General features: G+C 65.0%; 15 protein-coding genes and 1 pseudogene. 5 read left to right on the top strand and 11 right to left on the bottom strand.

Annotation, left to right across the window (positions count from 1 at the left end):
- Positions 1 to 475: 475 nt before the first annotated feature.
- A complete protein-coding gene (locus tag ACGFH6_RS34520) occupies positions 476 to 841 on the top strand; it encodes a hypothetical protein (protein ID WP_393392517.1) in 366 nt (121 codons plus the stop codon).
- Between the two features lie 96 nt (positions 842 to 937).
- Positions 938 to 1243: pseudogene (locus ACGFH6_RS34515) on the top strand (class I SAM-dependent methyltransferase); the annotation flags it as partial.
- A gap of 384 nt (positions 1244 to 1627) precedes the next feature.
- On the opposite strand, the gene ACGFH6_RS34510 reads toward ACGFH6_RS34515, so the two are convergent.
- From ACGFH6_RS34510 to ACGFH6_RS34495, 4 genes are all read right to left on the bottom strand, one after another.
- A complete protein-coding gene (locus ACGFH6_RS34510) occupies positions 1628 to 4795 on the bottom strand; it encodes a type I restriction endonuclease subunit R (protein ID WP_393392514.1) in 3168 nt (1055 codons plus the stop codon).
- On the bottom strand, positions 4795 to 5889 hold the full coding sequence (locus ACGFH6_RS34505) for a restriction endonuclease subunit S (protein WP_393392511.1): 1095 nt from the start codon (positions 5887 to 5889) through the stop codon (positions 4795 to 4797). The genes ACGFH6_RS34510 and ACGFH6_RS34505 overlap by 1 nt, the downstream gene beginning before the upstream one ends.
- A 61-nt stretch (positions 5890 to 5950) precedes the next feature.
- Entirely contained in the window at positions 5951 to 7534 is a 1584-nt protein-coding gene (locus tag ACGFH6_RS34500; protein WP_393392508.1) for a type I restriction-modification system subunit M, read from the bottom strand.
- A gap of 40 nt (positions 7535 to 7574) precedes the next feature.
- Positions 7575 to 9449 (bottom strand): helix-turn-helix transcriptional regulator, encoded by a 1875-nt coding sequence (locus tag ACGFH6_RS34495; RefSeq protein WP_393392505.1) that lies wholly within the window; start codon positions 9447 to 9449, stop codon positions 7575 to 7577.
- 180 nt (positions 9450 to 9629) lie between these two features.
- Between ACGFH6_RS34495 and ACGFH6_RS34490 the strand changes: the two genes are divergently transcribed.
- Together ACGFH6_RS34490 and ACGFH6_RS34485 are read left to right on the top strand one after the other, a co-directional pair.
- Positions 9630 to 11048, top strand: a complete 1419-nt coding sequence (locus tag ACGFH6_RS34490; RefSeq protein ID WP_393392502.1) for a Fis family transcriptional regulator — start codon at positions 9630 to 9632, stop codon at positions 11046 to 11048.
- Positions 11049 to 11115: 67 nt separating this feature from the next.
- Positions 11116 to 11817: a DUF4352 domain-containing protein gene (locus tag ACGFH6_RS34485; RefSeq protein ID WP_393392499.1), complete on the top strand. Its 702-nt coding sequence runs from the start codon at positions 11116 to 11118 to the stop codon at positions 11815 to 11817.
- A gap of 454 nt (positions 11818 to 12271) precedes the next feature.
- Here the strand turns inward: ACGFH6_RS34485 and ACGFH6_RS34480 are convergent, their stop codons facing one another.
- Genes ACGFH6_RS34480 through ACGFH6_RS34455 form a run of 6 tightly spaced genes read right to left on the bottom strand, consistent with a single transcriptional unit; the run spans position 12272 to position 18910 of the window.
- Positions 12272 to 13018: an SDR family NAD(P)-dependent oxidoreductase gene (locus ACGFH6_RS34480; protein WP_393392496.1), complete on the bottom strand. Its 747-nt coding sequence runs from the start codon at positions 13016 to 13018 to the stop codon at positions 12272 to 12274.
- Entirely contained in the window at positions 13015 to 14460 is a 1446-nt protein-coding gene (locus ACGFH6_RS34475) for an ABC transporter substrate-binding protein (RefSeq protein ID WP_393392493.1), read from the bottom strand. Before ACGFH6_RS34475 ends, ACGFH6_RS34480 begins: the two co-directional genes overlap by 4 nt.
- Before the next feature lie 25 nt (positions 14461 to 14485).
- Entirely contained in the window at positions 14486 to 15358 is an 873-nt protein-coding gene (locus tag ACGFH6_RS34470) for a carbohydrate ABC transporter permease (RefSeq protein ID WP_393392489.1), read from the bottom strand.
- Positions 15355 to 16314, bottom strand: coding sequence for a carbohydrate ABC transporter permease (locus tag ACGFH6_RS34465; RefSeq protein ID WP_393392486.1), 960 nt, complete (start codon positions 16312 to 16314; stop codon positions 15355 to 15357). Before ACGFH6_RS34465 ends, ACGFH6_RS34470 begins: the two co-directional genes overlap by 4 nt.
- Before the next feature lie 22 nt (positions 16315 to 16336).
- Positions 16337 to 17173 carry an aldo/keto reductase gene (locus ACGFH6_RS34460; protein WP_393392483.1) on the bottom strand — a complete coding sequence of 279 codons (837 nt, stop codon included), beginning with the start codon at positions 17171 to 17173 and terminating at the stop codon, positions 16337 to 16339.
- An 18-nt stretch (positions 17174 to 17191) separates the two neighbouring features.
- Positions 17192 to 18910, bottom strand: a complete 1719-nt coding sequence (locus ACGFH6_RS34455) for a glycoside hydrolase (protein ID WP_393392480.1) — start codon at positions 18908 to 18910, stop codon at positions 17192 to 17194.
- 216 nt (positions 18911 to 19126) lie between these two features.
- Here ACGFH6_RS34455 and ACGFH6_RS34450 point away from each other — a divergent pair, with 216 nt between their 5' ends.
- Positions 19127 to 19804, top strand: a complete 678-nt coding sequence (locus ACGFH6_RS34450; RefSeq protein ID WP_393392477.1) for a GntR family transcriptional regulator — start codon at positions 19127 to 19129, stop codon at positions 19802 to 19804.
- Between the two features lie 109 nt (positions 19805 to 19913).
- On the opposite strand, the gene ACGFH6_RS34445 is transcribed toward ACGFH6_RS34450, so the two are convergent.
- Positions 19914 to 20048 carry a hypothetical protein gene (locus ACGFH6_RS34445; RefSeq protein ID WP_393392475.1) on the bottom strand — a complete coding sequence of 45 codons (135 nt, stop codon included), beginning with the start codon at positions 20046 to 20048 and terminating at the stop codon, positions 19914 to 19916.
- Positions 20049 to 20079 lie beyond the last annotated feature (31 nt).

Below are 20079 nucleotides of genomic sequence, written 5' to 3'. Positions count from 1 at the left end.
TACGCACCCGCTCCCTCGTCGCGGGCGCCACGCGCGCTCCCACCCGACCTTCCTTGTGGGCTACCGCCCGCCCAATGCACGCTGCCGCGCGCCATCAACTGCTACGGGTCGGTGTCCGGCCGAAGACGACCGTTGGTCGCGCTGACTGCGGTCCCTTGCGTCCGTTGGGGGGTGTGGATCAGCCAGTCGTACCCATCCATTCGCACCGTTGCGTCCCTGCTCGGCCGGATCACTATCCGACACTGAAGGCAGCAACCTACGAGGGTCACGCAGTATTCAGGGTCCTTGGGATCGACGGTGGAGTGTCGTGCGCTTGTCACCGAACATCCCTCGCACGCCGGTCGGCCCGTCAAATTGGCGAGGTCGCGACCGCGGACTTCCGAGGCAGCGCATCGCAGGCCGATCGGCATGCCGAAGCGATGCGACGCCGCTTTCCGAGTCTGCAGGTCAGTACAGAGCCGCTCCCGGATGAGCAGTGACCACCGCTGCAGTCTGGCGTGTGCAACTGTGGCTCAGCGAGCACCTCATCGAGGAGCACGTCGCGCCGGCCGAGTTGGCTCAGGAGTACGCCAACGTGATCCAACTGCGCATCGCGGGATTGCCTGGCCGCCAGTTGCGCTGCATCCCGACTGAGTACGCCGATCCCGCCAAAGCCGTATCGCCATCCCGAACTGGCGAGACCCGCATCAATCTCGGGCGCGAAGTAGTCGTCGCGCTGGCGACGGCCTCGCCCATCAGACCGGAGCCCTCCCTCCCGAGGCCGAAGGCTCCTCCACAGACCAGCGGGCGGGTGCACAGCCTGCAGAGCGGACGCCCGCCCGCTGTTCCTCCTCGACAATAGGAGTGCAGTGGAAACGCCAGTAATCGCGATCGATGACCCAACAGTCGATCCCGCGATCGAGTCCCATTACTCAAGCCGCTGGACGAAGCCGTCCGTTTGACTTCAACCGTCAAGGGCCGCCTGGAACAGGCCAGACTCCACGACTTCCTCCGGCAGTGGTTCCCACCGGCACCTGCTCGCATCGCCGACATAGGCGGCGGCCCAGGCATCCACGCCAGATGGCTAGGCGACCAAGGGTACGACGTCAACCTGCTCGACCCAGTGCAGCACCACATCGACCAAGCTGAAGCCGCAGGCATTCCTGCTCAGCTCGGGGACGCGCGCCGCCTGCCGTGGCCCAACGAGTCCTTCGACGCGGCCCTGATGGCCGGACCGCTGTACCACCTGCCCGAGCCCAGCGACCGCCGCCTAGCGCTGCGCGAGGCCCTGCCAGTCCTGCGGCCGGGCGGTGTCCTGGCCGCAGTCGCGATCAACCGAGCTGCCAACCTCATCGGCTCAACCCTTGCCAACACGCAGCTGGCGCGCCACGGCATCGTGCGCGGTTCCCAACACTTCCTTGGCGAGGGCAACGATCGGCCGGATCTGATCCCTGAACGATCAGCTTGTCGTGATCCGAACCTATGCCCAATCGACCATCCGGTCGACGAGCTGCTCGGCGAACCGTGCGACCACCAATCGCTGCTCTCTCTGCCTCCACTCATCGACCGCAACCAGGGCTGTTCGGATTACGTCACACGCACCCGACACTCCGGATCGTCGCCGGCCGACGGCGCAATCGGCTCGGCCTCACGCCGCGTAGCGCGGCGCCATGGCCTCCATCTGTTCGATGACGAGCTTGATTGCCCCGGCCTGCTTGTCGGGTGGGTACTTGTACTTGACCAGCAGCCGCTTGATGGAGGACCGGAGCTTGGCGCGTACGTCGTCCCGCACGGTCCAGTCGGTCTTGATGTCGCGGCGCATGACCTCGACGAGCTCGCGGGCGATCTGCGCGAGGACGTCCTCGCCCTGTACCTCAACGGCCGACTCGTTGGTGCTGACGGCGTCGTAGAACGCCAGCTCGTCCTCGGACAGCGGCGGAGTGAAGTGCCTGCCTCGGTTGGCTTCGGCGGCGACTTCCTTGGCCATATCGATCAGTTCGGCGATGACCTCAGCCGATGTGAGTTGTTGGTTGGTGTATTTGTTCATCAGCTCGCGGATGCGTTCGGAGAACGCCCGCTGGCGGATGAGGTTGTTGCGCGTCACCTTGCCGGATTCCTCGGTCAGCAGGTCCCGCAGGGCTTCGATCGCGAGATGGGCATTCTCGGCCTGCTGCGCCTTGACCTGGAACTCCGGCCCGAGGTCGGAGAGCGACGGCTTGGGCAGCCCGGCAGCTTCGTAGATATCGACGATCTCACCGGTCGCGGTCGAAGACGCGACCAGGTTCGAGAGGAGCCGCTGGACCTCCTCGGGCACAGGCCGACCGGACGCCTGCCGCTCCTGGGCGTCGAACTTCGCCATCCAGACCCGGACTTCCTCGTAGAACTTCGCCTCGGTTCGTACGTCCGCGAGGGTGTCTCCACCACAAGCCAGCGCCCACGCGCGAGCGAGCTGATTGGCAAGCTTCCGGAAGCGCTGATTCAGCGTCTCCTCGCCGTCCGCCGGTTGATTGCCTGGAGTCGCCGGCGAGCGGAGATAGTTGGTGAGCCCGAGAGTCGCTTTGATCCAGCTCGTGGTACTTGCCTGGATCTTGCTGCGCCAGTCGTACCCCGTGCACAGCTGGTCCAGGTTGGCGATCAGCGTGCGGGCCAGATCTGCGGCCTCGTCGACGTTCTTGCCAACCGGCTTCTCGGTCTGGTCCGTCTTCGTGTACTCGGCCAAGGCCTTGTTCAGGTTGTCGGCCAACGGCGCATACGCGACCAGCAGACCGTCAGGCTTTCCCCGGAAGGTGCGGTTCACCCGGGCGAGAGTCTGCATCAGCAGCGCACCCTTTAGCGGACGGTCGAGGTAGAGCGTGTGCAGCGGCGGCGCGTCGAAGCCCGTGAGCATCATGTCCTTGACGATGACGAGCTGCAGCGGGTCCTCGGCGTCCTTCAGCCGCTTCTGGATGACCTTGTTCAGTCCGTCGCGTCTTACGTGCTTGGCGATCCGCCCGGTGTCGGTCGCGGAACCGGAGTAGACGACCTTGATCACGCCCTTGTCGACAGCCTCGTCGTGCCAGTCGGGGCGGAGCTTGATGATCTCTTCGTACAGGCTGGCGCAGATTTCACGCGTGGCGCCGACGACGAAGGCCTTGCCCGGTGAGGTGATGAACGGAACCATCGCTTCGGACCGCTTCTGCCAGTGGTCGAGGATATCGGCCGCCAGAGCCCGGAGACGTTCCGGTGCACCGTAGACCGCGTTGATGACGGCAACGGATTGCTCAATCCGCTCGCGTTCCACGTCGTCGAGGCCGACCGTTGCCTCATCCGCGGCCTCGTCGAGCTGGTCCTCGCTCACATCGCGCGCGAGCTTGACGCCGATGATCCGAGGCTCGAAGTACACCTGCACGGTGGCGCCGTCGTCGACGGCCCGGGTCAGGTCGTACGTGTCGATGACGGAGCCGAACACCTCTTGCGTGTTCCGGTCGGCGAACGAGATCGGCGTACCGGTAAAGGCGATGAACGCGGCCTTCGGGAGAGCGTCCCGGATGTGTCGGGCATAGCCGTCGAGGTCGTCGTAGTGACTGCGATGCGCCTCGTCGACGATCACGATGATGTTGCGCCGGTCGGTCAGCAGGGGGTGGTCGAGGCCTGCCTGCCGTTCCTTGTCTGTCAGGCCGAACTTCTGCAGGGTCGTGAAATAGATGCCGCCCGTGGTGCGGTTGGACAGCTCACCTCTGAGCTGCGAGCGGGTTGTCACCTTGACCGGAGTCTCGGCGAGGAGCTGCGACCTGTTGAAGGTCTCGAAGAGCTGGCTGTCGAGTTCGTTGCGGTCTGTGACGACGACGAGCGTCGGGTTCTTCAGCTTGGGCTGAAGGCTGACGAGGTGCGCGTAGAGCTCCATCTCCATCGACTTGCCGGAGCCCTGCGTATGCCAGACCACGCCGGCCTTGCCGTTGCTCTCGACCGCCTCGACGGTGGCCCCGACCGCTTTGGTGACTGCGAAGTACTGGTGCGGCTTGGCGATCCGCTTCGCGTCTCCGTCGCCGCCCGCATCGAAGGCCACGAAGTTCCGCAGCAGCTGCAGGAATCGTTCCTGGTTGCAGACTCCGTTCAGCAGGTACTCCAGCTCGATTCCCAAGCCGTCATCGGGATCGATCAGGCCGAGCTTCAGCGGCTCGCCGTCGTCGTCGACGTTCCAGGGTGAGTAGTGATTGAGGGGAGTGTACGGCGTGCCGTACCGGGCGGTAATGCCGTCGCTGACGATCGACAGCACACAGAACCGGAACGCCAGCGGGAACTCGCGCAGGTACGTCGCCAGCTGGGCATGAGCCGCCGCGATGTCCGCGTGCTCAGATCCAGCCTTCTTCAGCTCGACGATCACGACGGGCATGCCGTTCAGGTACAGGACGACGTCGAACCGCCGCTCGTGCTCCGAGGATCGGATAATCACCTGGTTGATGGCGAGAAACTCGTTGTCCTCGACAACATGACTGACGAGCCGGATCGTCGGGTTCTGCTCGATCCCATCGGAGTCGATGTAACTGATCCCGCGGTACCCGTGAACCAAGATGTCGTGCAGCCGATAGTTCTCCGCCAACGCATCCTGCGACTTCGGCGCCACGATCTCCGCCAGCGCCTGCTCGACGTACTCTCCCGGCACCTTCGGATTCAGCCGCCGCATAGCCTCCAGCAACCGTCCCCGCAGCACGATGTCGTCCCAGGATGTCCGCCCGCCCTCAACCCCCGGCGCAACCTCCGCCCCGTGCAGCGGCTCCCACCCGTGCTCGAAGAGTTGATCCAGCGCAACCCTCTCCCACTCCGCCTCACTAACCATTACAAAGCCCCCTCCACAACCTTCTCGGCCTCCCGAACCCGAACCTTCCCCGCCATCAGCAACGGCAGCAGCCCATCTCGTGTTGCCGACAAGCGCCTGCTCTCCAGCGCCAACGCAACTCGGCTCCGAAGGATCGGTTCGGCTGCCGCTTCGAACTCAGCCAGCGCTGATGCAGACGGAATCTGCACTACCGATCGCTTGAGATCGGCCTTGTTGAGGTGGATCACCGTGGTCGCCGACTTCTCTTTTTCCAGAGCGTTCAACGGTTTATGTAGAGCGCAAGCAACGAAAGCATCCCCAAAACCCTTCCCCCTGACTCTGCAAACCCGCTGATTGAGCAAACCAGGATCCCCAAGCCAGATGACTGGACGGAACTCGGCATCCATACCAACGAGTACATCGCCAGGTTGGACCGTAACTTCATTCGCTCGCGACTCAACAGTCCAAGTCCGCGGTGTTAATGTTTTTAAGTCTCGGATGCGAATCAGTGGGCGACCATGACCCAGATCGCCGAACTGATCACCCTTGAACGCCTCGCCGAAGTCGAAGGCGAAGACGTCGAACAGAGCGCGCACAACCGCACCGCTTCCCTGAACCGCGCGACGATGGAGCGCCTGCATCAGGGCTTCTGCGTCTCTGGCTGCGTGCTCGTTAGCGGCGATTTTGTCGTCGAGCGCACCCAGCACTTCCGCGATCGCGCGCTGCTCCGTCGGATGAGGTAGGTCGAGCACGATCGCCTGCGCGGACTTGACGTTGAAGTGTTGCTGAACAGCGCCAACCAGGTGGACAGCGATGTGGCTATCCGTGATCCAGTTGAGGTAGTAACTGAGCCAACGGGCATCGAGTCCAGGCCCCGGGCGAGTGATGACAAGGTCGGAGCAGTTCGCCTCTGGGAGCCAATCCGGGATCACTGCCGTCTGCCCTGGCTTGCCCGTCCGGACAGTGACGACGTCCCCTGGCCGAATCGAGGACTTCTTCAGTCGCTCATGAAACTCGCGACCGATGTACTTCGCGTCTGTGATATCGATCCTGTGCGGACGAACGTTCAAAGACCGAAGGAAGGGGATCCCCGATGCACGATACTCGTCCGCCATCGTCCCAACATGCCCCACGGTCACTTCCTCAGCAACGTCTCCCAAGCGCACCTTACGTCGATCAGGCATCGAGGCGCTCCAACTGCTCGCGAACGACCTTCTCCAAGCGCGCCGTCTCGTCAAAGGCTGCGAGGAGTTCCTTGGCGAGGCGCTCGACTTTCGCGTCGATGGGCTCGCCGTCGTCCTCGACTTCAGGAGCGCCCACGTACCGGCCAGGAGTGAGGGCATAGTCGGCTTCCTTGATGTCTGCCAGAGTGGCTGACTTGCAGAGGCCTGGGATGTCTTCGTACTTGTGGCCCTTGGTTGCTGCAGACTCCGAGCCGCGCCAGGCGTGGTAGGTGTCGCCGATTTGGATGACTTCCTCCGTGGTGAGGTCTCGTTCGGCTCGGTCGATCATGTAGCCGAGGTTGCGGGCGTCGATGAAGAGGACCTGGCCGGTGCGGTCGATCGAGCCTTGTTTGCCGGCGGATTTGTCCTTCGCGAAGAACCAGAGGCAGACGGGGATACCAGTGCTACGGAAGAGTTGGGTGGGGAGGGCGATCATGCAGGAGACCAGGTCGGCTTCGACGAGCTGGGCTCGGATGTCGCCTTCGCCGTTCGAATTGGACGACATGGAACCGTTGGCCATGACAACGCCGGCCCGGCCGCCGGGGGCCAACTTTGACAGGATGTGCTGGATCCAGGCGTAGTTGGCGTTGTTGGCCGGTGGTACGCCGTACTTCCAGCGCGGGTCCTCGACGTTACGGGCCCAGTCCTTGATGTTGAACGGCGGGTTCGCCATCACGAAGTCCATCTGGACATCCGCGTGCTGGTCGCGGGCGAACGTGTCGCCCCAGCGTGCGCCCAGACCCTTGTTGTCGATGCCATGGATGGCGAGGTTCATCTTCGCCATCCGCCAGGTCTCTTCGTTGGCCTCCTGGCCGAAGACTGAAACGTCCTTCGGATCTCCGTCGTGCTCATAGATGAACTTCTCGGTCTGGACGAACATGCCGCCCGACCCGCAGCACGGGTCGTAGACGCGGCCGCTGTGCGGCTCCAGGACCTCGACGATTACCTTCACCACGCTGGGTGGTGTGAAGAACTCGCCACCCCGCTTGCCCTCCGCGCGAGCGAAGCTGCCGAGGAAGTACTCGTAGACCTCGCCCATCAGGTCCCGCGCGCGATGTTCGCCTTGCCGGCTGAACCGGGCGCTGTTGAAGAGGTCGATCAGTTCGCCGAGCCGGCGCTGATCGATGTTGTCCCGGTTGTACAGCCGCGGCAGCGTCCCGCGAAGGCTCTCGTTCTCCTTCATGATCGCGTCCATCGCGTTGTCGATCAGCGACCCGATCGACCGCTCCGGCTGATCACCTGCAGCCGGCTTGCCCTTGGCGTTCTCGGCGAGGTATGACCACCGGGCCTCAGGCGGTACGACGAAGACGCCGTATCCCTGGTACTCCTCCGGGTCGTCGATGAGGTCGGCGATCTGCTCCTCGTCGTACCCCTCTCGCATCAGATCCGCCCGGATCGCCTCGCGACGCTCGTCGTATGCGTCCGAGACGTACTTGAGGAAGACCAGGCCGAGGATGACGTCCTTGTACTGGTTGGCCGAGAGCGAGCCGCGGAGTTTGTCGGCCGCCTTCCAGAGCGTGTCCTTCAATTCCTTCATCGTGGAAGGAGCCTCTGGTTGCTTCTTGCGTGGTGGCACGTCAGCCTGCTCTCTTGGTGTTGATCGGATCGATCGAGACTGCACCACTCGCAACGCCTCGGATGAGGCTGGTGGTGAGGTCGTGGGTGGCTTGCACATGACGCTGGAGGTTCGCCAGGTATTGCGCGGCGCCCGACAGCGCGGTGTCGAGCGCCTCGGCTTCACTCGCGTGAAGATCCGGCGCGCTCCAGGTCTGCCAGTCGGTTCCGGGCCGTGCCAGCAGGTTGATGATCGCCGCGAGGACCTGCGGACCTATGGACGCACCAGGTTGAAGCCGGAGGATCCGGCTAGGCGACGCGACCAGGGCACCACCCTCGAGGTCCACGCGAGCAAGCGGTCGCGGCCGCTGCAGGAAGATGACGTCGCCCGGCTCGGTACGCGTCGCGCGGGGGTACAGCCGTACGGCGTCGAACGGGTCGAGCCGGGCGTCCTCGACGTTCGCATCGGCGGTCAGCACTCGTACGGTCCCGTCGAGGTCCCGCCCTCCGATTTCGATGCGAGTGCCACGCTTCATCGCCAGCTGCCCCGCTGCGACGAGCTCTCCGAGGGAGCGCTGCTTCAGCAGGATCTGCCCGGGCGCGGGTGCGGCAGTGACGTCGTACCCAAGAACAGGTTCACTCGTCGTCAGGGTCGCGGTGTGGATCTGGTCGAGGTGGCTGGTGGAACCTGCGGTTCCGAGGCGGACCGCCCGTACGCCGCGAGGCACAACCGGCCCGCCGGCGAGTACCGGGGCCAGCTCGCCGCCGCGCGCGTACCGGTAGGCGCGGGCCTCAGCGAGCATCAAGGCGGCGGAGATGTCGGACGCGAGATCCGTCAGGTCAATATTCTCGGAGGTCAGGTCGGCCATCCGGAGCGACTGGTTGTGCCGCCCTCCCTGGACGATCCACACCGCGAGGCTCTGCTGGTGCGCAGCCTTCCAGAGCCCGCGGGGGAGGCGGATCGCCATCGCGAGATTCCCCGCGCGGAGAGTCTGTGACCGCCGTTGCTCGGCGTTGCCGGTCAGTTCGTCGCAGAGGACGGCGGCCGAACCCAGGGCGATTCCGATGTCAGTCGGTCCCAGCGAGACGACCAGTTCGTCCAGGGCGTCGAGCGCGACCGTCTCGGACTCGCCCACGACTGACACCACTCGCACCGTACCGCGAGCTTCGGTGATCACCTCAAAACCCTCGATCACGGCACGGCGCCGCAAGTCGCGTCCCGACACAGCAGGACCGGCCAGAATCCCGGGGAACCCATCGGCCAGCCGGCTCGCGAGTCGATGGTCGGACGGAGGCACAAGGGCGACCGATTCGCCGCCGAGGTGTGCCTGCGCGGCATCGCAGACAGTGCACAGCAACTCGACCACCCCCTCGGAAAGTCCCCGTTCGGCCGCCTGCCTCTGCAGACGACCAGATTCGAACCGCGCCAGCGCGTCGGACACGCCGTACGACGCCCCGACCAAGTCGTCCACATAGCTGAACAGGTCGGGGTCGGCACGAAGCTGGTGGACCTCCCGCTGCAGGATTTCATCGGCCGGATCGATCTGCTCCGCGAGTGCGTGCAGTTCGGCCGTGTCGAGGTTGGCCAACTCTGTCCCGCTCATCGCGTGCAGGCAGAGCAGCATTACGACGTGCTGCGCGTCCGCGGAATCAGGAATCGACAGAGCGGGCGCGTCTTGCCGTGCCTCGGGGTTGTTGCCTCGGCCCGTCTGCTCGAGCCAGGTGACGATCTCGTCGCGATCGAACCGCTTGACACCGCCGACGGTAGCGATCGCCGACGGGAACGGGACCTGCTGCCCCCGGACCCGCGGACGCCGGCGCCACATCGAGACCACGGGACGGCTGACGCGAGCGAGGAGCGCCACATCGGTCAGCGTGAGCGTCGGCCGTCGCTCCATCCCGCACCCTCCCTCGATCGTCGGTGGCCAAATGCTACGGCTATTCGCGGCACGGCGTGCCTTCTATTGACTGATAAGCCCACTTATCAGCTTCTGCGATTGTCGGCGGGGATGGTCGCCTCCAAGCTCGTCTCACCGCCGTCACCGGGACGGCACCGAGCCGAGGAGCACAGCCTTCCCATGACCAGAGGTGAGAACGCGGCGCACTTCGACGCCGCTCTGACAGGGCTCGTCATCGAGTCGCTGACCGTCGCCGGGGCTGACGTCGTACGCGAAGCACAGCACTGGACCACCGGCCGTCGCGGCCCGGTCGTCGAAGATCTGATCCAGCTGGCCGGCGCCGACCTGTCGGCCTTCGCCACCGAGGCCGTCCTGCTCGGAGCGCGGGCGCTGGCCGCCACCGCGCAGACCTCCGAGGCGCGCCTGCTGGAGCAGATGCTGAAGGAGGTCGGCGAGAAGACGGAGGCCGCGAGCTCGAAGGCGGCCGAGTTGACCGAACTCGCCGTCAAGGACGCCTCAACCGCGGTCGTCCAGGTCGCGAACGACGCGAAGAAGGCCATCACGGAGGCTGATCAGCAGAGCCGCAAGGAGTTCACCGCGGCGGTGCAGGGCGCCAAGACCGATCTGACCGCCGAGATCAGGCGCCTGGTCGGCGGCGAGAACCCGGAACTCCTCGAACGTCTCCAGCCGGTACTGGACAAGTTCGGTTCCGGGCTCGAGACACAGGTCCGGACGAGCACCCGTGAGCTGCTCGAACGGGCAGCGAAGCAGTTCGATCCGACCGACCCGTCGTCGCCGATGGCGAAACACGCAGCGGCGCTGACGACGCAGCACGAGAAGGTGACTCAACAGCTCGAGAAGAACCACGGTGAGCTGGCGACGAAGGTGGACGAGCTGACGACCATGCTCAAGGTCCAGCAGGCTAAGACAAAACTGGTCAACGTCACCCCGATCAAGGGCGGTTCGTTCGAGGAGCAGATCCACGACCTGCTGCGCGGCATGGCCGCGGCGCTCGGCGACGAGTACGTCGACACGACCGCGAAGGTCGGTCACGTGCCGCGGTGCAAGAAGGGCGACGGCGTCCTCACTGCGGCCGGCTCTGCTCACGTCGTCCTCGAGATGACCGACTCGCCGCGCACCGGCTGGGGCGAGTACTTCGACGAGGCCGAGCGGAACCGTGGCGCGGTCGCTGCCATCGGCATCGTCCGTACGCCGGAGCAGAACGACGGCCAGTCGATCCGCGTCCTCGGGCCGCGGCGCGTCGTCCTGGCATTCGACCCGAACGGCGACGACCCCGAGCTGCTGCGCACCGTCGTACTGCGGATCCGCACGGTCGCACTCGCCGCGACATCGCGGACCGGCACCAGCGAGGTCGCCACGGCCGAGGAGAAGATCGGCGAGGCACTGACACAGCTGGACAGGATCGCGAAGGTCAAGAAGCTCGCGAACGGGATCCAGAAGAACGCCGGGACCATCGACAGCGAGTGCACCGGACTGAACGTGTCCATCCGCCGCCTGCTCGACGAGGCTCTTGTCGCCCTGGCCGGATCTTCCGCCGCGCCGGCTCCGTTGACCGGCCTCGCGTCGGGCGCTGCCTGAACACGCGCCCACAACTCACGACCACTTTGTTCATCAGCTCGATCCGACCCAGTGGGGGAATCAGAGAATGTCACAGCATCAGCAGAGCCCGCAGTACCAGCCTGGCCTGCCGCCGCAGCCGCCGATCAAGAAGCGACACGCGCTTCGCAACACGGTGATCGTTCTGTCCGTCGGCTTCATCGTGTTCGCGGGCGGTTGCGTCGCCGTACTGGCGAACGGATTGAACGACGCCACGGAGGAAAGCACGGCCACCAAGGCCGAAGCGCCGACTGCCTCGTCGCCGGCGACCCAGCCGTCGCAAACGAGCGAGCCGCCGGCCAGCGCCGAACCGACAACGACGCCGACCGACGAGGATCATGTCGCGAAGGTCGGGGCGACGCAGTGGTTCGAGTACAGCGACGGGATGAAGGTCCAGGTCACCAGCCTGAAGCGGTTCCGGATCAGCCAGTACGCCGCCGGTGGCAAGCCAGGCGACGTGGGAGTCGTCGTCACGGTCACGCTCCAGAACGCGTCCTCGAACACGTTCGACACGAGTCTCGTCGACGTCAAGCTCGCCAGCGGAGAGAACGGCGATCAGGCCGAATCGGTCTTCGACTCGGACCAGAACCTGGGCAGCGGGCTCGAGGGCACGATCCTGCCGGGCAAGAAGAAGACGGCCCGGTACGGCTTCGCGATCCCGAAAGGCCACGTGAGCTCGACGCTCCAGCTCGAGGTCGCGCCCGGCTGGGACTACGAAGGCAGCCACTTCGAAGGCAAGCTGTCGAGCTGACCTCTCTGGCCAGAAGACCGGCTCTGCGGAGGGAGAGAGCCGGTCTTCTGCTGATGGTTCAAGGCCTGCCGGGCGGCACCCACCAACGTACTGACAGGCTGCGAAAATCCACATCTCCTGTCGGCGACGTCTCAGGAAGGCACGACGGGTTCGACTGGAGGAGCGCAAGATGAACCGGTACGTGGCCAGCGGCGATGCTCTACTCCGCCGACCGCCAGCCGACCTGGCACGCCGAACTGGAGCACCCAGCCAAAGAGTTCCGGGACGGTCTTAGCAGATTCAAAACCGGGCGCCACTTCTTCGGCCGACCTCAGGGCCTGAGGCAACCGTTACGTCGGACCTCGTCCCACGTTGCAGATTGTTCTCTCAGTGGATCCAACACCGGACTGGAGCGGGCCCTGGTGGACATGCTTCTTGCCGGGCCGTGTGATCAGTGATTGTAGGCGTGGGGTGGTCAGTGCATGTAGAGGCCGCCGTCTGTGTTTAGGGTGTGGCCGGTTATGTAGCTGGAGTCTTCGGATAGTAGGAAGGCTATGGCGGTGGCTACGTCGTGGGGTTGGCCTACTCGGGTGACTACCAGGTCGTCGATCAGGGAGGCTCGGCGGGCTGGGGTTAGGGGGCCGCCCATGATGTCGGTGTCTATGGGGCCGGGGGCTACTGCGTTGACGGTGATTCCATAGGGGCCTAGTTCTCGGGCCAGGGCTCGGGTCAGGCCTATTACGCCGGCTTTGGCTACGGAGTAGGGGGTTTTGCTGTAGGTGCCGCCGCCTCGTTGGGCGGAGGTGGAGGAGACGCTGACGATTCGGCCGTAGTTGTGGCGGACCATGGATTCGGCGACTCGGCGGGTGACGTAGTGGACGCCGTTCAGGTTGATGTTGATGACGCGGTGCCACTCGTCAGAGGTGAGTTCGAGGTAAGGGACCGGGGAGCTGACGCCGGCGATGTTGGCGAGGGCTGCGATGGGTGGGAGGACGGCTTCGAGGTCGTCGATCGCTGCACGGACCTGGGACTCGTTCGCGACGTCGGCCACGACCGCAAGGGCTTTGACGTTGTGTTTCTCGGTGATCTCCTGAGCCAGGTCCTGGCCGGGTTCGATGTCGAGGAGGCCGATGTTCCAGCCCTGTTCGGCGAGCAGCATGGCCGTCACACGTCCGATGCCCCGTGGTGATGCTGCCCCGGTCACAACCGCAGTACGGCTCATTTGGCTCCCTCGTAGTCCTGTCCGGGCTTCCAGTCGGTGAACACGTAGTCGTCCTCCGAGACCTTGGCTCCGGCTGCCTTCGCCTTCTGCAGCGCCTGGGCCCGGTCTGCGGTCGTCGCGTCGCTCAGCTTCTTCAGCTCGCTCCTGAGGTCGCTGATCGATCCGCCCAGGTAGCCCTGGACGATGTTGCCGACGTGCGGGGTGACCGGCTTGCGGAACGCGTCCACCTTGGCCTGGGCGGGGTTCTTCACGATCGCCTGCGGCATCAGGAACACGTTGGTCTTGCAGAACTCGACGCCCTTCTTGTACGCGTCGATCGCCTTCGACGGCGGGACCAGGTCGAGGTTCAGCGGCGGCTGGTCCATCGCCTCGATCATCCCGTTCTGGTACTCGTCGGACATGAAGGACGCGAGCAGCTTCCCGGCCGCCTCGGGGTTCTTGCTGTCCGCGGCGACGAAGTAGCCCGAGGACGGCCGGCCGCGGTAGCAGAAGGGCTTCACGTCGGCGGTCGGTGCCAGCACCCACCCGGAGGCGAGTTTGTCGACGATCGGCGGCGCCAGGGCCTTCGACCCACCGGCACACCAGATGCCGTCGATGAAGGTGCCGACCGCACCGGACGCGAAGCGGGTACGGGCGTCGACGACACCGAAGTTGTTCGAGCCCGGCATGATCAGCTTGGCGTCGTTCAGTTCCTTGAGGAACTCGATCACCGTGACGTAGGCGTCGTCGTGGTAGGCGTACTCACCGGTGGTGAACTGCAGACCCTGGTAGCCGGGGAACCCCGCCGTCTGCGCCATGTCGTCGATCTGGTCGCGGATGCGCCCGCCGTCGGCACCGATCGCCAGGGTCAGCGGCTGGATCCCGGCCCCCTTCAGCTTCCCCAGGGCGTCCTTGAACGCCGCGTAGTCCTTGGGCACGTTGTTCGGGTCGAGCCCGGCCTTGCCCCAGTGATCCTTGTTCACCCACACCAGCGTGGAACTCTGCCGGAGGCTGAACATCGGGAACCCGTAGAGCTTGCCGTCCAACTGGGTGATGCCCTCGGTGAACGCGTCCTTGGGCAGCTTCGACTTGATGTCCGCCGGCAGCGTCACCTCGTGCACCCACTTGCCGCTCACCAGGGCCGACAAGGGGAGCCCGACCACGTTGGAGAAGATGTCCGGCATCTTGTTGGCCTGATGCGCCAACTGGAACGCCTGCGGTGCTTTGGACGCGTCGTAATAGGTGTGCGCGACGTTGGTCTTCAGCGCCGACGACTGGTTCTTCGCCCAGTCGTCATTGAGCTTCTTGAACGAACTGAAGTGATCCCACCAGTCCAGCGTTCCGGTGGCACCGCCGCCACTCGTGCTGCCGGCCTCGTCGGTCGAGCTGCTGCATCCCACCGCGGCGCCGGCGACGGCAAGTACCGATGCGCCGAGCAGACTGCGACGTGTCATTCCGGTCATGATCGTTCCACTCCTTCGGGTGTTGCTAAGACTTGACTGCGCCGGAGATTCCCTCGACGAAGTAGCGCTGCAGGAAGATGAAGAGCACCACGACCGGGACGATCGAAATCACGCCGGCCGCGGCCATACCGGACCAGTCGGTCGCGGTTTCCCCGACGAACGCCTGCATGCCGACGCTCACCGTGCGGAGCTCTGGCCGGCTGAAGGTGAACACCAAGGGCAGGAAGAAGGCGTTCCAGGTGGCGATGAAGGTGAGTACTGCGACAGTCGCCGTGACCGGCATCGCCAGCGGCAGCATCACCGAGAAGAACGTACGGACGAAGCCGGCGCCGTCGACGAGCGCGGCCTCCTCCAGCTCCCGGGGGATCTGCCGGAAATAGCCGTAGTACAGCAGGATCGCGGACACGTACGCCCCACCGCTGAGCGCCAGGATCATTCCGCTCAGCGAGTCGATCAGGTGCAACTGCATCGAGATCTTGACCACCGGGATGATCGTGTAGCCGGTGGGGACGAAGAGCGTCGCGACCAGGATCCCCAGGAAGAGCTTGGATCCGCGGAACCGGTAGCGGGCCAGGACGTAGCCGGCCAGCGCGCACCGGACGGTGACGATCACGACCGTGATCACGGTGACCAGGACGGTGTTGATCAGGTACCGGCCGAAGTGTGCGTCGTTCCAGGCCCGTGCGTAGTTGTCCCAGACGAACTTGTCCGGCCACAGCCGCAGGCCGCCGGAGAACATCTCCATGCTGTCCTTCAGCGATGCCGACAGCATCCACAGGAACGGGAAGATCCAGACCAGGGCGATGCCGACCAGGACGAGCGCGGCGATCCACCAGGGCAGTCGGTACAGAATGCGTCGTTGCCGGTCCGAGCGTTGGACGGTCAGTTCAGCGGTCATCGCTGTTCACCTCTCAGCCGACGGCCGGTGTACAGGGCCCACAGCTGGAGGGCGCCGACGATCGCGACCAGCAGCCCGAAGACCACGGCGGCCGCGGACGCGTGCCCCAGTTGCGGGATCGGGGCGGCGAACGCCCACCGGTAGATGTAGATCTCGATGATCTCGGTGTGGAAGTACGGCCCACCCGAGGTCAGCGTGTACATCAGGTCGAAGTTGTGGAAGGTCTCCTCGATCGTCAGCACGGTGATGATGATCAGGAACGGCTTGAGCATTGGCAGTGTGATGTGCCGGAAGATCTGCCAGGTGCCGGCGCCGTCGATCCGGGCCGCCTCGTACAACTCGTACGGGATGGTCTGCAGCGCCGCGAGCCAGTAGATCATCGTCACGCCGAAGAACTTCCAGATGTACAACACGGCAGCGGCCGGCAGCGCCAGGTGCTGGTCCCCCAGGAAGTCGACGCCACCGAAGCCGAGCTTGGCCAGTACGGAGCTGACCGGACCACTGGCCGGGTCCAGGACGAAGCGCATCACCACGCCGATGATCGCCGTCGTGGTGACCACCGGGATGAAGAACGCCGATCGCAGTACGCCGATCAGTGGCAGCTTCGGAGAGTTGAGGATCATTGCCATCAGCAACGTGAGCAGGACCCGCGCCGGCACCACCAGCAGCATGAAGAGCAGCGTGACCTTGAACGAGTTCCAGAACAGCGGATCGGCGAAGACCTCGCGGTAGTTGCTCAGTCCGACGAACTTCTGGCCGGAGTCGAACCCGTTCCACTCGACCAGCGAGTACCAGTAGCTCGCGATGATCGGATAGATGGTGTAGAGGCCGTAGAGAACCACGGTCGGCAGCAGGAAGACCCAGATCCAGGTGGTCTTCTGCCAGCCGTGACGTGGCCGGTCGACGGCTGCCGTGGCGGACCTCGATCGGCGGTCCTGCCGCCTGCTGAGTTGCACAGATCTGCTCGTCATCGTCGGGCTACCTGATCTGGCTGATCGCGAACGTGCGCGGATCGTTGCCGAGCCGGTTGCCGTTCTCCAGCGCGGTGACGGACGCGACCTCGGCGTCGGTCAGCGCGAAGCCGCCGAGCTCGAAGTTGGCGCGGATCCGCTCGGGATTGACGGACTTCGGGATGACGATGTGCCCGAGCTGCAGATGCCAACGCAGGACGACCTGGGCCGGGGTCACAGCGTGATCGCTCGCGATCGACACCAGGACCGGATCATCGAGGTCGCCACCCTGGCCGAGCGGAGAGTACGCCTCGACCGCGATCGACCGCTCGCGACACAGCTCGGTCAGTTCGCGCTGCTGATACGTGGGGTGCAGCTCGATCTGATTGACCGCCGGAACGATCTCGCCCTCCTTGGCCAACCGGTCTAGGTGCTCGGTAAGGAAGTTGGACGTACCAATGGCCCGCACCCGCCCCTCGGTGTGGATCCGCTCCAGCGCACGCCAGCTGTCGACATAGAGATCGGCCGCCGGATTGGGCCAGTGCAGGAGATACAGGTCGGTGTAGTCCAGTCCGAGGCGCTGCAGAGTTTCGTCGTACGCCGTCAGTGCCGACTCGTAGCCGTGCTCGCCGTTGCGGAGCTTCGTGGTGACGAACAGCTCCTCGCGGGGAAGCCCGCTCGCCCGCACGGCTGCGCCTACACCAGCCTCGTTGTTGTACGCCGCCGCCGTGTCGATGTGCCGGTAGCCGATCTCGATCGCCTGCTCGACCGCGGGTTGAGTGTCGTTCGGCGGGACCTGGAAGACGCCGAAGCCGCACTGAGGAATCCGTACGCCGTTGTTCAGCGTGATCACGTTCTGGTCCATCGTCTGCCCTCTCGTCCGTCAGCTGCTCGGCTCGAGGATCAGCAACGATGCCGACGGCAACGGAAGAGTGACCTCCAGGGACACGTCGCCATCCACCGTGAGCCGGCGTTCGGCTTCGAACTCCTCGAGACCCTGCCGACTGGTGATCGTGGCCAGCTGTTCCGCGGTCGGGTCCTGAGGTGAGCCGAGCTGCTGCCAGACGGTGAAGGAATTGCTGTGGTCGGCGTCGATGCGCAGATGCCGCAACCGGTACGACCCGGCCGGCAGGTTGCGTACGGTCACGCTCACCGGCGTCAGGTCCTCGCTGGTCTGGTACTGGTCGTCGATGTGCCGCCAGACCAGCACGGCGACGCTCCCGTCCTCCGCACGCGAGGCGAGGGCGTCGACCTCCTCGGGCATGCTGCTGCCATCGGTGTGCTCGAGCTCGCCGACCTGCCAGGCCGCGTCCGAGGTCGTCCGCAGCCGGTCGGGACCGAGCAGTGACAGCATCCGATAGGCATTGAGGAAGGGTTTCTCGACGCCACCCGCGGTGAGGAAGGACCGGGTGCCTTCGAAGTAGCGTTCGGCCTCGAAGTAGAAGCTCCAGGAGGTCGCGTAGGCGACCTTGGCCGGCTCGGTGGCGTTCAGGTCGAGGATCTTCTTCATCAGCTTCGCCTGGAAGACCGGGTAGTACTCGGTGTTCTGGAAGCTGTAGTTGCGGTTGTCGTAGCGTCCGAAGTGCGCCGGCACCGCGGCGTCGCACTCGTCGACGATCACCGGCAGGTCGGCGTACGCCTCGTACGAACCGATCAGCCGGTTGAACTCGCGCAGGTCGTACAACATCTTCGTCGACGACGGGCTGAGCAGCTCGGCCGCCGGTTCGGCGAACGGCCGGTAGTCGCGGGTCGGGAAGCGGCAGCCCTTGGTGTGATAGGCGATGAAGTCCAGCGGCTCGTCACGGCTCGACGTGTAGTCCAGGAAGCCCCGCAGAAACTCGAGTCCGCCGCTGGTGACAGCCGGTCCGCCGACCTTGGCCTCGGGCAGCACGGCCCGGATCGCCTCGACCGTTGCGGTGTACAGCTCGTTGTACTGATCGAGAGTGCCGCGCCAGTAGCTGATGTCCGGCTCGTTCCACAGCTCCCAGAGCCAGGTCTTCACCTCCGCCTCGCCGTACCGCTCGATGCAGTGCCGAACCGTGGCGCTGATCAGGCCCGCCCACTTGCCGTAGTCCTTGGGCGGATACCCCCAGGCTCCCGCCTCGTAGTTGGTGTACGCCGTGGGGCTCGGTACGACGGTCAGCTCAGCGGCCTCGGGTGGCAGCAGATCCCGCGGGGTGAAGCCGAGTTCCACCAGCAGGTGATGTCCGGCGCCGACGATCGCGTCGTACGCCTGGTCCAGCAGCGTGAAGTCGTAGTACGGATTGCCGTCGGCGTCTTCGTGGTAGACGTTGCCGGAGCTCCAGTGCGGGATCCCGAAGCCGCTGCCGGAGCAGTACATGTAGTGCGGCCGGACGAAGTAGCCGCCGCCGGAGAAGTCGGCGAACGTCTGCAGCAGCCGCTTGCCGGTCGGCGTGTACGTCCAGTTGAACTCGTCGTAGCCGAAGCTCTCCCAGATCCGCGTCAGCGGACCCTCGATCTCCGCGGCGTCGACGTCGATCGTCGCCGTCGTGACGTGCGGCGCGTCGGGATTGCTGGGAGCGGCCGGCGGAAACGGGCCGAGTGACTTGCGTCCGGTGTGAACCGCTGTGTCGGTGGTCATCGTCGTCGTGACCTCTCTGCCCTGGGGGATCGGGCTGCCTCACGGTCGGCCGGCTTCGCGCCGGCCCTCTGCCTGAGTGGAGGTTCCGAGTCTGCTCTTGCGATTGATTTACTGTCAATGACTTACTGTTTACAATCTACAGAGAGACCTGACAGGGGTTAGAGTCGTCCTACTTCGGATACTGGCGGTAACTGCTTCGAGGAGGTGGTCGGCGTGATGTCCGACGACGTCGTGCCCTCGCTGCCTTCGCAGCGCGCTCTTGGTGATCTGGTGACCGACGTACTGCGGGAGATGATCACCGGCGCCAGGTTCCAGCCGGGACAGCATCTCAAGGAGACCGAGCTGGCCGAGGCACTGAAGGTGAGCCGCGGGCCGATCCGGCAGGCGCTGGCCCGACTCGAGGAGGAGGGCCACGTCGAGCTCCGGCGGCACCGCGGGGCGTTCGTCAGCACCCTGACGAAGACCGATGTCGAGGAAGTGCACACCCTCCGCGGCGCCATCGAGCGACTGGCCGTCAGCCGGGCGTGTACGCGGATGCAGGGTCAGGGATTCATCGAGATGGATGCGGTCCTGGAGCAGATGAAGAGCGTAGACACCAAGATCGTCCCGGAGGACGCCGTACGGCTGGATCTCCAGTTCCACGACATCATCTACGCCTACTGCGACCACGCCCGGGTGCAGCGCGTCTGGGAGTCCATCCGCGGTCAGGTGACGGTCTTCCTCCGCGCCCGCAACGCGAGCTTCCCGGACTTCCTCGACGTCGGTTACAGCGAGCACAAGGAACTACGCGACGCCTTGGCCCTGGGCGATCCGCAAGCCGCCCAGGACGGAATCGACAAACACATCCTCGGCGCCTACGAACGCCTGAAACGCCTCAACCTCCCAGACCGCTGATCCCCCGTCATTCCAGGAGTTCTATGGCTCGAGCCGATAGAACACCTTGCTGTCCTCCGGCTCCACGCCAAAGGTCTGGTAGAACGCCTGAGCTGTGGAGTTGTCGCGATCAGTCGTCCACTCGACACGGCTGCAGACGGCGGAGCTCGAGGTTCTCGAACTCGGTGGTGCCGTAGAAGCGATCCATTTCCTCCGTCAGCGTCAGTAGCGAGCTGATGTCGTCGGCGGTGGCTGGGCGAACCACGATCACTGAAGGTGTTCCTCTCGGGTTGGTG

The organism is Kribbella sp. NPDC049227, assembly GCF_043197265.1.
Lineage (GTDB): Bacteria > Actinomycetota > Actinomycetes > Propionibacteriales > Kribbellaceae > Kribbella.
The sequence above is the reverse complement of the archived record's forward strand: the minus strand, read 5'-3'. Positions and strand labels throughout refer to the sequence as shown.